The following is a 13,129-nucleotide window of genomic DNA, read 5'->3' as shown; positions in this document are numbered from 1 at the left end:
ACAGAAACAAAGGTGAGGTGTCACCAGCAGGTTTCAGTCCGTTCGACGGATCTGACTCGTAGCGACAAAAACAGCGTCGCTGACAACCACGAAGGCTATCAGCAGAGGAAGATAGCCTTAGAAGTTGTACCTAATGAACAGGTTAGTGAGCCAGTATCGACTGGGTGTGTCCAAGGCGTTAGTCCTCCGAGAATAATGATGCGCGCATGTTACGCCGAGATGAAAAAGACTTCAACTTTAAAACCTCGGCTGAAACACGCTGTAAAATATTGGTCAAACGAATAAGGTTTATCCAATAAATACAGCGCAGAAATCGGCAAGAAACGCAGTCCCCAAAGCAAAAAGGAACCGCGTGTATCGATTAGACGTTGTCCGGTAGATAGGCAATGGCACGGACAGGGAAGCCGGGCGCACCGGCGAAATTAGGGTAGCTGACGTGGATATAAGCACCGGTAGGCGGCAGCTGATGTAGGTTATTCAGTACCTCAACCTGCCAGGCATTCTGGTTCAGCACGAAGAACTCGCCAATAAGCCCGTTGTTGCGACGGAAATCAGCGGCGGAATCCGTATCCAGCGTTTCATGCCCAACCGCGCTAATACGACGTTCTTCAAACAGGAACGTCAGCGCCTCAAGCGACCACCCCGGCGTATGGCTGTTGCCCTGTTCGTCTCTATTGGCGAAGGCATCAATATCGGGCCAGCGTGTACTCCAGCCGCTGGCAAACGCGACAAAGCTACCTGACGGAATTTCCCCGTGCTCACGCTCAAACGCCAGGATATCGTCAACCGACAAACGGTAGTCAGCATCACGTGCGACAGCGTCTTGCTTGTGGAGCACCACTAACGACAGCAACAGCTCTTTATTATCAATACGATCCAGATAGCGTTTACCCGCGACAAAATGCCCCGGCGCATCAATATGCGTCCCCGTCTGCGTCGCAAACGTCACAGACTGTGCATAAAATCCGTGATCTTCGACGTTGAATAAGGTCTTGCGCTGCAACACGCCTTCAAACGCGCTGAAAATAGGAATCGACTCCGTCACCGTATGCGTGAGATCGACCCATTTCTTCTTCTGTAATTCGGCAATAATCTGATCTAGCGTCATGGGCATGCTCCTTTTTTATTGTGATACCACACATCCATGGATACGCGGCAGACCACCTAGCATTGTCGAAAATGACGATAAAGACTAAGACAGGGTTTTTATAAGTTATATAACCCCGTCATACTTCAAGCCGCATCGTGACAATCACACCGTTTCCAGCCGGGCATAGGCGGCAACCAGCCATTTAATCCCTTGCCCTTGAAACGCGACCTGAAGACGGGCGTGATCGCCGCTGCCTTCCAGATTCACGATCGTGCCTTCACCAAATTTCGCATGGCGAACCCGCTGCCCCAATTTGTAGCCGCTGTCGTTTTGCGTGACCGGCGTGCCGAGACGCTGGTGATTGACCGGGCGGGAGACGCTCGCGCGTAACCGCACTTCTTCAACACACTCTTCAGGCAGCTCGCCGACAAACCGGGAAGGCCGATGATAGGCCTCTTTGCCGTATAAACGGCGGGATTCCGCATAGGTTATCGTCAGCTTTTCCATCGCGCGCGTCACGCCGACATAAGCCAGACGGCGCTCTTCTTCCAGACGCCCGCCTTCATCCAGCGACATCTGGCTGGGGAACATGCCTTCTTCCATACCGACGATAAACACCTGCGGGAACTCCAGCCCTTTCGCCGAGTGCAGCGTCATGAGCTGTACCGCGTCCTGATTGGCATCCGCCTGACCTTCCCCCGCTTCCAGCGCGGCATGCGACAGGAAAGCCTGAAGCGGCATCAGGTCCTGATCTTCTTCCTGATAGCTGAACTGGCGCGTCGCCGTCACCAGTTCTTCCAGGTTTTCTACCCGCGCCTGCCCTTTCTCACCTTTTTCCTGTTCGTACATGCTCCACAGGCCGGAATCTTTAATAACCCGGTCAGTTTGTACATGCAGCGGCAGTTCCGACGTTTCATAGGCCAACGCATCGATCAATTCGATAAAACGCTGTAGCGATGCCGCTGCACGTCCTGCCAGCACTTTCTCCTGCAACAGCGCCCGCGTCGCTTGCCACAGCGTCAGTTGACGATCGCGCGACGTCTGACGCACGACATCCAGCGTGCGATCGCCAATACCGCGCGTCGGCGTATTCACCACGCGCTCAAACGCCGCATCGTCGTTACGGTTGGCGATCAGGCGCAGATAAGACAGCGCATCTTTAATTTCCTGACGCTCAAAGAAGCGCATGCCGCCGTAAATACGGTACGGCATACTTTGCTGCAACAGCGCTTCTTCCAGCACGCGCGACTGGGCGTTGCTCCGATACAGAATGGCGCTATCCTTCAGCGCTCCGCCATTTTCCTGCCAGGTTTTAATCCGGTTGACGACATAACGCGCCTCATCCAACTCGTTAAACGCGCAATACAGCGAGATGGGCTCGCCTTCTACGCCATCGGTCCACAGGTTCTTGCCGAGTCGCCCGCCATTGTGGGCAATCAGCGCATTCGCCGCTTTTAGAATATTGCTGGTCGAACGATAGTTCTGCTCCAGACGAATCGTTTCTGCGCCGGCAAAATCTTTCAGGAACAGTTGAATATTTTCGACCTGCGCCCCGCGCCAGCCGTAAATCGACTGATCGTCATCGCCGACGATCATCACTTTGGCGCTGTCGCCCGCCAGCATACGGATCCAGGCGTACTGAATACGGTTGGTATCCTGAAATTCGTCCACCAGAATATTGGTAAAACGTTCACGATAGTGGTTCAGCACGTGCGGCTTGTTCAGCCACAGTTCATGGGCGCGCAGCAGCAGTTCCGCGAAATCCACCAGCCCGGCGCGATCGCACGCTTCCTGATAGGCCTGATACACGCGCTGCCACGTTTGCTCGATAGGGTTGCCGTAGCTTTCAATATGCTGCGGACGCAGACCTTCATCCTTCTTCCCATTGATGAACCACATAGCCTGACGCGGCGGCCACTGTTTCTCATCCAGATTGAGTGCCCGAATCAGGCGTTTCAGCAGACGCAGCTGATCTTCGCTGTCCAGAATCTGGAAATCCTGCGGCAGATTGGCATCCATATGGTGCGCACGCAGCAGGCGGTGTGCCAGCCCATGGAAGGTGCCGATCCACATGCCGCCCTGGCTGGTGCCGATCAAGTGATCGATACGATGACGCATCTCCGCCGCCGCTTTGTTGGTAAACGTCACCGCCATGATGGAGTACGGCGAACAGTTTTCGACGGACAAAAGCCAGGCGATGCGATGTACCAGTACCCGCGTTTTGCCGCTGCCTGCCCCTGCCAGCACCAATAAATTGCTGCGCGGCGCGGCTACCGCGTCACGCTGTTTGTCGTTGAGGCCATCGAGCAGATCAGAAACGTCCATAGGTACGGGTTATCCGGTGAGGGAAACGCCGCATCGACAAGGGCGTTTCCACTGGTGATTTATACAGATTAATGCTGTGATTATAGCAATGCCGACAGCGATGCCAACCGCGAAATTTCAATATGCGGCAGCAGTCGGGCATCCCCAATCTGCGTCAGGCTGCCTTCACGCAGGTTAATCCAGCAGGCTTGCATACCGCAGCGGATCGACCCCGCCACATCGGTCGTGAGATCGTCTCCCACATGCAGGATCGCATGCAAAGGCAGGTTGAGCTTTTCCGCGGCCAGATGGTACATGTCATCAAACGGTTTGGCGCGACCGTGCGGGCCAGCGCGCAGGATAAACGAAAAATAGCGATCGAGGCCAAAACGGTGTGGCTCAGCGTTACCGTTGGTGATGGCGGCCAGCGGCACTTTCTCGGCTAACGCCGCTAACGTCTGGTGCGTCTCTTCGGTAATCGTAATCTGGCTGCGCCAGTGGGCAAAATTTTCCATTGCCGCTTTTGCGCCATCCTTAGCTTCTGCCGCACTCAGTCCACGTTCTAACATGGCCAGTTCAGCCGCACGGCGACGCCATTCGGTCACGTCGTGATAGATGTCCGGCTCGCGCTCAAGCAAGGTCTGGCGTAAGTTCTGAAAATCATCCGCCTGAAAGTCACGAAGTGCAGGATGGTACTGTTGCAGAAAGCGGATTGACTCTTGCCCTGTGCGCCGAATGACGTCCGCGTTGTCGTACAGCGTGTCATCCAGATCGAACGTGATCGCACGGATCGGGCCAAGAGATCGGTAAAAATGCATCAGGGTTTCCCTCGTTTGGCGCGTGGATGCGCAGCATCGTACACGGAGGCTAAATGTTGAAAATCAAGATGGGTGTAAATCTGCGTCGTGGACAGGTTGGCATGGCCGAGCAGCTCTTGTACCGCCCGTAAATCACCGCTGGATTCCAGCATGTGCGTCGCAAAGGAATGGCGCAGCTTATGCGGATGAACATGGCTATTCACGCCTTGCTTAATCCCCCATTCGGCAAAACGCTTCTGCACGTTACGCATCGAAATGCGTCGTCCCTGATTGGAGATAAACACGGCGTCATCCTGTGGACCAAACAGTTCGCGCAGCGCCAACCAGCGTTCCAGCCAGGTTACCGCCGTTTTTCCTATCGGCAATTTACGCTCTTTACTGCCTTTTCCCATGACCCAGATTTCACCGCTTGCCAGATCGATATGCTGATAGTCCATACCGACCAGCTCCGCCAGACGCAGCCCCGCCCCGTACATCACTTCCAGCATCGTGCGGTCGCGCACGGCAAGGGGATCGTCCAGATCGATCTCCAACAGCCTGCCCATTTCGTCCACATCCATATTCTTGGGTAATGGACGTCCGGATCGCGGCGTGGATATCCCTTTCGCCGGGTTCGCCGCCAGTACGCCACGTGACACCATCCAGTCGAGAAAGCTGCGCAATGCCGATAGGCGCAGCGCCAGACTCCCCGAATGCAGGCCATCGCGCTTACTGCGGGACACCACGGAACGCACGCCAGCGGCATCGAGCTTACGCCAGTCAGCCACACCCGCCGCGGAGAGGATCGTGATAATCGCTGACAATTGACGTAAATAGCTGGTCTGCGTGAGCGGACTAAGCTGACGTTCTACTTTCAAGTAACGCAGGAAAGCCTCAACATCGGCTTGTAGAGGGGAAGAGGAAGGTGCCTCCGGTGACGTGGGCTGTCGGCTCATACCCGCTCAACCCAGCGCGCCAACATCGCTGGCAGCATCATGGCCATTTGCTGAAGCAGTACGGTTCCCATGCCATCCTGATAATGGTGGCTGTCACGGCTGCTGAAAATCAGCACGCCCAAATCGTGATTATTGCCCATCAGCGACAGCGCAACTGACCCAATCTGCCTGGCCTGCGGCAGCAGCAGGAGCAGCTCCGGCCCGTTCAGACTGCCAAGATAGTGATTGCTTTGTCCGAAACGCTGAATGCGCAGCGGCTCAAACGTGGTGCGGTTTAGCCCAAGATGGGTAAAACCAGACGGCGCGCCAATGCGCCATTTATCGTTGAACAGACGAACCGTCGCCCCCGCTAGACCAAGCTGACGCGCCCAGCGCTGTAGCCGATCCAGCATGTCAGTCAGGCTATCCGCCGACGCCAATTCAGTTTGTAACCCAAGCAGGCGATTGAACAACGCTTCGTTCGCGCCTGCCTGCTCCATCAACAGCGTGATTTCTTCCTCAAGCTGAGTAATGTGGTTACGCTGACGCGCCAGTTGCCATTCCACCAGCGACACGGTTCCCCTGACGGGGTGAGGAATGCGCATCTGCTCAACGGGACGCGCATTGCGGATAAAAAAATCGGGATTCTGTTGCAGGAACTGCAAAACCATCTCGTCACTGAGTGCGATCTCGCGCTCTGCCTGTTCCTCGACATTCTTCATAAATGAATAAATCCATCGTAGACATGCGTTGCAGGCCCGGTCATGAATAACGGATGTCCCGGCCCATCCCACTGGATATCCAAATCCCCGCCCGGCAGAGATACGCGAACGTTCGCGGACAATAACCCCTGCTGGATTCCTACTGCCACGGCGGCACACGCGCCGCTACCACACGCCTGTGTTTCTCCCGCACCGCGTTCGTACACCCGCAGACGGACCGTGTGGCTATCAACAATTTGCATAAAACCGATGTTGGCACGCTCGGGAAAACGCTCGTGGCTTTCCAACAGCGGCCCCAGCGTTTCCACCTTCGCCGTGTCCACATCCTCAACCTGAATCACACAGTGCGGGTTACCCATCGACACCACGCCGCAAAGCACCGTGTGTTCGTCGGCACGCATGATGTAGGTTTTCTCTGCTTTGACCGCGCGAAAAGGCACCTGTTGCGGCTCGAAATTCGGTTCGCCCATATTAACGCGCACCAGTTCATCATCCGTCACAGACAACACCATCCGGCCCGTCTGCGTACTGACGGCAATATCACGCTTGTTGGTCAACCCTTTCAGGCGAACAAAGCGGGCAAAGCAGCGCGCGCCGTTACCGCACTGTGCCACTTCGCTGCCATCCGCGTTAAAAATACGGTAATGAAAATCCAATTCAGGGTCGTAGGGCGGCTCAACGACCAGCAGTTGGTCAAACCCCACACCACAGTGCCGATCCGCCAAACGGCGAATCAATTCGGGTGAAAAATAAACGTTTTGCGTAACGGCATCAACAACCATGAAATCGTTGCCTAATCCGTGCATCTTAGCGAACTGCATTATCCTGACTCCCCCGCTTGCTTAACCGGGCGCGATAAACATCTACGTGACCTGTTATGTATTCTTGTCGTCACGCATTAAGGACGCATTGACGTTTTCTTTTGCGGCGGCTGGCTCTCGTTTTGCTGAGTCGTTGACGCACCGGATTTGCCATCGGCAGGCATATACAACGGACCTTTCAGGCCACAACCGAATAAACTCACTACTGCTAACACCAGAAAAAACTGGCGAAATACGTTCTTCATCACGTTAAGACCTGTCATTAATACTCGTATGCTCTCTATAATCGCAGGTGGATCATGAAAATCAATAGGAATCGAAAATGAACGATAGCGAGTTCCACCAATTAGCCGACGAACTCATGCTTCAGTTGGAAGAAACGCTGGATCGATTTGAGGGTGATGCCGATATCGATTACGAAACCAACGGCGGCGTGATGACGCTGAGTTTTGAGAACGGCAGCAAAATCGTGATTAATCGGCAGGAGCCGCTGCACCAAATCTGGCTGGCGACCAAAGCAGGTGGTTACCACTTCAACCTTCAGGACGCACGCTGGATATGCGATCGCAGCGGTGAGGATTTTATCGCGCTGCTGTCATCAGCCTGTTCGGCGCAGGCCGGGGAAACCGTTCGCTTCGGGTAACAGCCATCTTTTCCATGGCACTGCACCGTACCTCAGCGCCGCCCCAGTAATGCCAGTGCCAGTAGCAGTAACAACATCATACCGATACCGACCATATTCACCAGCGGCCAGCCGCTGGTCAGCGCCATCAGGCTCCCGGCAGACAGCGAGGCCAAGGCGTTAGGCACGTAAATCATCAGCGAATTAATGCCCTGCAAACGGGATTTATGCACGGAATGCGTAAATGCATTCAGCATAAATGTCCCGCCGTTGAACATAAACGCCCACCCGATGCCGAACAGCGCCAGCGCAAAGAGGAAGTGCCAGAACGTCAAACCATTCAGCGCGACCGCCACGCCCACCACGTTACACGCCATGCCAATCGCCACAACTTGAATCGGCGTCAGCCGTTGCGTCAGCAGCACTAACAGCAGCGCGGGCGCATACATGGACACAAAATGCCATTGCAACACCGTCGCGCTATGGCTGACGGAAAAGTGGTGCTGATGCATCGCCAGCGGCACGGAATTCATTAATAACGTCATCACCACAAATCCGACGGAACAGCTCGCCGTTCCCAAGACAAACGCCCGACTTTTCAGGATGGACGATAGCGGTTCACTACGCTGAGCGTTGGCCGTGGCAACGGACATCGGAGGCAGTTTAAGACCAAGCAGTAGCAGTGATGTGATGACGCAGATGAACGCCGCCGCGATAAAACTGCCGAAAAACGGGTACGGTGCCCAGAGCAGAGACGATTGACTCGCCGCGAACGGACCGAGGAAGCCCCCCAGAACACCGCCGCTGATCACCCATGAAATGGCACGATTTTTCTGCTGATTGTCGGTAAAAATTTCAGCCGCGGCGAAACGATAATATTGATTGAAGGCGCAGGACATCCCCAGAACAAACGTCGAGAACACAAAGAGGAAGAAGCTGTGTAGCACAATCGCCAACGCCGCCAGAAGCGCCCCCGACAGCCCAAGCAGCGTGCCGATGATGAACGCATTGCGCCTGCCATATTTTGTCATCAGCGACGAAACGGCGTAGATCATCAGCGCCGCGCCGCACACCGTCGCGGTAATCGGCAAGGTGGTCAACAGCGGAACCGGCGTCATAGATACGCCAACCAGCGTAGAACATAGCGTCATCAGGGAAATAATACTGCCGGTCAGCCCTTGTCCGAGCGCCAGCAGTATCAGGTTTCGGCGTTGCAACGAATCCATCAGTACATCCCTTTCTGAGTACGCTGAAAGCCGAGTATAGAGTGGTTATAAAATCTGTAGTCGCTGCTTCATTGTCATCATCTCATCATCCACCACGGGCGTGATGCACAGATGAGAAAGCGCGCTACTGCGGAACGGGATCACCTGCGTGCGGCCGTCCAACTGCACAATTTGGTAGAACTGCGGCAAGTTGAAATTGATAAAGCTGGAACCATAGGTAAAGCGATCGTGCGAAGACGAATAGAAGCGGCTGACATCGCGCACCAGCTCTTCTTTACTGCCTTCACAGTGGTGATACACCTCAACGCGATTCGATTCATCCAGAATATAGATATTAAAGCCCTGATTTTCTGTCAGATCTTCAAAGAAGAATTGGATGATCCCTTCGCTGGCGACGCCATCGACCACCGGCGGTAAATGTACATGGTTAGTTTCAACCTGAACCGGCTGGCCTTGCAGCTTGTTGTTGGAAATCGCGCCATAAAATTCGACCGCATTTTCCAGCTTCTGCACCGACACGCTCAGCCGCTCGAAGAACAAGCCCCAGGTTTGACCCGCCACTTTCACTGCTTTGAAGCGACCCGGTTCCTGGCGCGTACTGGTCAGGCGCAGCTCAATGCATTCGGACACCAATTGCTGCACACGGGTACGAATCAGCCCGCGCAGGTGCTGGCTGTAGCAGAACACTTCCAGTGATTCCGGCAGCGCCGCATCCTGGTGCATTTTGCCCAGAATGGTTTTCAGTGCTTCCAACACAGCCTGCTCGCCGCTGAAATGCAGGGTACGCACTTCGTTCCACGAGTTGCGATATAACAGGTCGATACTGCCGACCAGACACTGCTGCTGCTGGCCGAAGCTAAAGACATCCAGATGACGGAAATCGAAATGTACGACCTGATTGCGGAAAGCCGCCGTCGGATCGTGTTCCAGATTGACGATAATCGCCAGATGACGAATTTCACACGGGCTGTACAGCGCCTTCGGCGTGGGTGCAGGCAGTCGCAGCGGGAAGTGGCTGGCGACATCATCCACCAGCGCTTGCAGGCGCGTGATATCACACAGCTCGTTGCCTTTAATGTACAGACGCGTGCTTGGTGTCAGCAGACCATTAAAATATGCCCACGCCACCAGCTTGTTCAGATAGCGGTTATATTCCAGCGGCTGATGGCTGACGATGGCATCCATCGACGGCGCCTGATTGTACAGGTACCAGCCAGAACGGTTCGCACGACCCGGCGGAACATAGATAAAGGTTAAGTTCGGTTCCGACAAATCGGGCGAAATTTGTGGGTTCAGCAGGGTAACTTTGCCTGGCAACGCTTCAAACGCGGCATACAGTTTACGGGTCAAGACACCGATATCCTGCGGGCTGGCGCTGACGCTCAGGTTATTACGGCGGGCGAAGCGGATCAGGTTGCGATAGGTCTGCATCATCGCGTCCAGCAGTTCATTATGCGCTTCGCGTACCTGTTCGATTTTCCAGTTAGCGCGGTTATCCAGCATCGCCAGATGTTCGTCGCTCCAGCCCCATTCTTGCACCAGTTGACTCAGAATCTGGCGACGCCAGCCAACGCAGGCTTTTTCTCTGGAGAGCTTTTCACAGACTTTTAAGTAGAAACACCGACGCGCCAGATCGAGGCGCGTGGGATCGTTGATCGCCGTCAGATAATGCGTCACGCGATCCAACATCATGCAGTAAGGATCCAGACCGAAGGAGACGATCTCGCCATCATGCAGACGTTTTTTAATTTCGGTCGACAGCAGGCTGGTATCGGGGTATTCCCAGGAATAGGCTTCCAGCAGCAGCGTTTTCAGTACGGCTTTATAAGGAGAATCGATGCTTTTATACAGCTGCCAGAGACTCGCACCGAAATACTCTTCCGCCGACAGCGTACTTAGGCCGCCTAAATCCATCCACTCGTTAGGTGCCAGCGCCCCCTGTGAATACAGCGACAGCACATATTCGTCGTAGTGAGATTCTTCTTCGACCGGCACCATGTTCCACAGGATGCGTTTACCCGCCATACGCACAGCGGTACGGTAGAATTCGTCGAGTAACAGAATATGCTGCGTCGTGCCGCAGTCTTCACCGCTCAGGCTGCCACTTTCATTGTGGCGGAAACGGCTTTCATCCATCAGGAAGAAGCTGACCTCAGCGCCCTGCGCTGCGGCCCACTGCTCCAGCAGCGTACATTTCTTCTGTAGGAGCTGGCGTTCTTCGCTGTCCAGCCAGGATTGGTGACACACCCAGATATCGAGATCGGAGCTACAACTCTGCCCGATAGACGAGGTGCTTCCCATGGAATAGATGCCCGTGATCGGCAGTTCGCCCTGCGGATGAGAACAGTCAAACTGACCCCAGCGCAGCGCAATGCCATCAAGGTACTGTTGTTGTTTTTCATCAGGCGTGTGAGTGCAGATACCGTGAGGCACCTTGCCTTCAAGGTAGCCGGGCATCAACGGGTGATGATGATGTAATAAAATGGGCAGAAGACTGTAAACCTGCTGAAAAGCGGGTTTCATTGCTCCCAGAGCACGGTCAACACGCAGTTGGTTGATCGCATCCAGTCTTTGCTTCAAAGTCTCGATGTAGAAGTACAAGACGTTTCGCCTGATTTATCCCAGTGCCTAGAAAAACCCCGTGTTCCAAATCCGCATGATGAAATTAGAAGAATGTTTAGCGAATTATTGCTGGAAACGTGATCAATTTAACACCTTGCTGAATGGGCGTAAAGAAAGTAAAGAAAGTTAGACTTATCTATCTTGCTTTATTACGAATTTACCTACCCGACTGCATCAGCACGGTCTCCTATCTATGTTTGCGGCACCCGAATTCCAGACCGTTTTAAAAGGCGCACCGCTAATGCCCACAACCTGACACCAACGCACCATCAATGATACGATGGCGGAAAATGATAAAAACGGTATCAAGCATGTTAGCCAATATTATTAGAATTGCCACCCGACAAAGCCCGCTAGCCCTGTGGCAAGCACAATATGTACAGCAGTGTCTGAATCGCCTCTACCCGGATTTACACGTGGAACTGGTGCCGATGGTGACCCGCGGCGACATCATTCTGGATACACCACTGGCAAAGGTCGGCGGTAAGGGATTGTTTGTTAAAGAGCTGGAATTGGCACTGCTTGAAGGGCGCGCCGACATCGCCGTCCACTCCATGAAAGATGTACCCGTCGAATTCCCGGATGGCCTTGGCCTGACCACGATTTGCGAACGCGACGACCCGCGCGACGCTTTTGTTTCCAATCATTACGACAGCCTCGAACAGTTACCGAAAGGCAGCTGTGTTGGCACTTCCAGCCTGCGCCGCCAATGTCAGCTGCGCGCCCGACGCCCCGATCTGGTGATTCGTGATTTGCGCGGCAATGTCGGAACGCGCCTGTCAAAACTGGATAACGGCGACTATGACGCCATTATTCTTGCCGTCGCCGGTCTGAAACGCCTCGGCCTTGAAGAACGTATCCGCAGCGCCTTGAGCCCGGAAGACTCTCTGCCCGCCGTCGGACAAGGCGCTATCGGCATCGAATGCCGTTTAAATGACGATCGTATCCGCCAACTCCTTGCCCCACTCAATCACTCCGCTACCGCTGCCCGCGTTCTGGCTGAACGCGCCATGAATGTGCGTCTTGAAGGTGGCTGTCAGGTACCGATTGGCAGCTACGCCGAGCTGGAAGGCGATACGCTGTGGCTCCGTGCGCTGGTTGGCGCCCCGGACGGTAGCCAAATGATCGTCGGTGAACGTAGAGGAAGCGTCTCCGACGCCGAACAAATCGGTATTGCGCTGGCTGAAGAGCTATTAGCAAAAGGGGCCAGCGCTATCCTTCAGGCCGTTTATCACGGGTCGAGCTCATCATGACGATTCTGGTTACCCGTCCGTCACCAACTGGCGAACAACTGGTGACCCGTTTAAGAAAGCTTGGCTATAACGCCTGGCACAGTCCACTGATCGAATTTTCACCCGGACGAGAACTCGCTCGCCTGCCTGCTTTGTTACAGGCACTACGCGCCGACGATCTGGTGTTTGCGCTCTCACAACACGCGATTCACTACGCCGATCCGATGCTGGCACGAGCGGGCATCAGTTGGCCCGCCCATCTCGCTTATTATGCGATTGGCCGCACCACGGCACTGGCGCTGCATAAAACCAGCGCCCATCCGGTAATCTACCCTCCCGAACGCGAAACCAGCGAAACACTCCTGCAACTACCTGAACTGCAAAATATTTCCGGCAAGCGCGCATTATTACTGCGCGGCAACGGCGGCAGGGAACTGCTGGGAGAAACGCTAACTGAACGCGGCGTGCAGGTGACCTACTGCGAATGTTATCAGCGCAGAGACGTTCATTATGATGGGCCAGAGCAAAGCCGCCACTGGCAACAAATAGGCATCGACAAACTGGTGATCACCAGCGGAGAAATGCTACAACGGATCTATACTTTAGTACCTGATTACTATCGGGCTTCCTGGTTACTCGGCTGCCAATTGATCGTCGTCAGCGAACGGCTGGCAGAACAGGCTCGTCAGCTTGGCTGGCGCGATATCCGGGTCGCCGATAACGCCGATAACGATGCGCTCGTGCGCGCACTACAATAA

Annotated in this window: 13 protein-coding genes; 3 read left to right on the top strand and 10 right to left on the bottom strand. The window is 54.6% G+C overall.

Features of this window, described 5'->3' with window-relative positions:
• Positions 1-117 precede the first annotated feature (117 nt).
• The 8 genes from ysgD to lptM form a co-directional block, all read right to left on the bottom strand.
• Positions 118-174 carry a YsgD/CorL family protein gene (ysgD, locus tag R9X49_RS23195; protein WP_349814568.1) on the bottom strand — a complete coding sequence of 19 codons (57 nt, stop codon included), beginning with the start codon at positions 172-174 and terminating at the stop codon, positions 118-120.
• Positions 175-361: 187 nt separating this feature from the next.
• Complete coding sequence (locus tag R9X49_RS18780; protein WP_319849857.1) at positions 362-1,108, bottom strand: cyclase family protein; 747 nt, start codon at positions 1,106-1,108, stop codon at positions 362-364.
• A 144-nt stretch (positions 1,109-1,252) separates the two neighbouring features.
• On the bottom strand, positions 1,253-3,415 hold the full coding sequence (gene uvrD / locus R9X49_RS18775) for a DNA helicase II (RefSeq protein ID WP_319849856.1): 2,163 nt from the start codon (positions 3,413-3,415) through the stop codon (positions 1,253-1,255).
• Positions 3,416-3,495: 80 nt separating this feature from the next.
• Complete coding sequence (yigB, locus tag R9X49_RS18770; protein ID WP_319849855.1) at positions 3,496-4,212, bottom strand: 5-amino-6-(5-phospho-D-ribitylamino)uracil phosphatase YigB; 717 nt, start codon at positions 4,210-4,212, stop codon at positions 3,496-3,498.
• Positions 4,212-5,147: a tyrosine recombinase XerC gene (gene xerC / locus R9X49_RS18765; protein WP_319849854.1), complete on the bottom strand. Its 936-nt coding sequence runs from the start codon at positions 5,145-5,147 to the stop codon at positions 4,212-4,214. Before xerC ends, yigB begins: the two co-directional genes overlap by 1 nt.
• The gene (locus tag R9X49_RS18760) at positions 5,144-5,848 is read right to left on the bottom strand and encodes a DUF484 domain-containing protein (RefSeq protein ID WP_319849853.1); all 705 of its coding nucleotides are present in this window, start codon (positions 5,846-5,848) and stop codon (positions 5,144-5,146) included. Before R9X49_RS18760 ends, xerC begins: the two co-directional genes overlap by 4 nt.
• Positions 5,845-6,669: a diaminopimelate epimerase gene (gene dapF / locus R9X49_RS18755; protein WP_319849851.1), complete on the bottom strand. Its 825-nt coding sequence runs from the start codon at positions 6,667-6,669 to the stop codon at positions 5,845-5,847. The genes R9X49_RS18760 and dapF overlap by 4 nt, the downstream gene beginning before the upstream one ends.
• A 77-nt stretch (positions 6,670-6,746) precedes the next feature.
• Complete coding sequence (lptM, locus tag R9X49_RS18750; RefSeq protein ID WP_319849850.1) at positions 6,747-6,932, bottom strand: LPS translocon maturation chaperone LptM; 186 nt, start codon at positions 6,930-6,932, stop codon at positions 6,747-6,749.
• Positions 6,933-6,991: 59 nt separating this feature from the next.
• On the opposite strand from lptM, the gene cyaY reads away from it, so the two are divergent.
• On the top strand, positions 6,992-7,312 hold the full coding sequence (gene cyaY / locus R9X49_RS18745; protein ID WP_319849848.1) for an iron donor protein CyaY: 321 nt from the start codon (positions 6,992-6,994) through the stop codon (positions 7,310-7,312).
• 32 nt (positions 7,313-7,344) lie between these two features.
• On the opposite strand, the gene R9X49_RS18740 is transcribed toward cyaY, so the two are convergent.
• Both R9X49_RS18740 and R9X49_RS18735 read right to left on the bottom strand, forming a co-directional pair.
• Positions 7,345-8,517 carry an MFS transporter gene (locus R9X49_RS18740; RefSeq protein WP_319849846.1) on the bottom strand — a complete coding sequence of 391 codons (1,173 nt, stop codon included), beginning with the start codon at positions 8,515-8,517 and terminating at the stop codon, positions 7,345-7,347.
• Between the two features lie 45 nt (positions 8,518-8,562).
• Positions 8,563-11,118, bottom strand: a complete 2,556-nt coding sequence (locus tag R9X49_RS18735) for a class I adenylate cyclase (RefSeq protein WP_319849844.1) — start codon at positions 11,116-11,118, stop codon at positions 8,563-8,565.
• Between the two features lie 332 nt (positions 11,119-11,450).
• Between R9X49_RS18735 and hemC the strand changes: the two genes are divergently transcribed.
• Positions 11,451-12,392, top strand: coding sequence for a hydroxymethylbilane synthase (gene hemC / locus R9X49_RS18730; RefSeq protein ID WP_319849843.1), 942 nt, complete (start codon positions 11,451-11,453; stop codon positions 12,390-12,392).
• On the top strand, positions 12,389-13,129 hold the full coding sequence (hemD, locus tag R9X49_RS18725; protein WP_319849842.1) for a uroporphyrinogen-III synthase: 741 nt from the start codon (positions 12,389-12,391) through the stop codon (positions 13,127-13,129). Before hemC ends, hemD begins: the two co-directional genes overlap by 4 nt.

This window comes from Pectobacterium carotovorum, from assembly GCF_033898505.1.
Taxonomy (GTDB): domain Bacteria; phylum Pseudomonadota; class Gammaproteobacteria; order Enterobacterales; family Enterobacteriaceae; genus Pectobacterium; species Pectobacterium carotovorum_J.
Note: the sequence above shows the minus strand (reverse complement) of the source record. Positions and strands in the feature narration are given on the sequence as shown.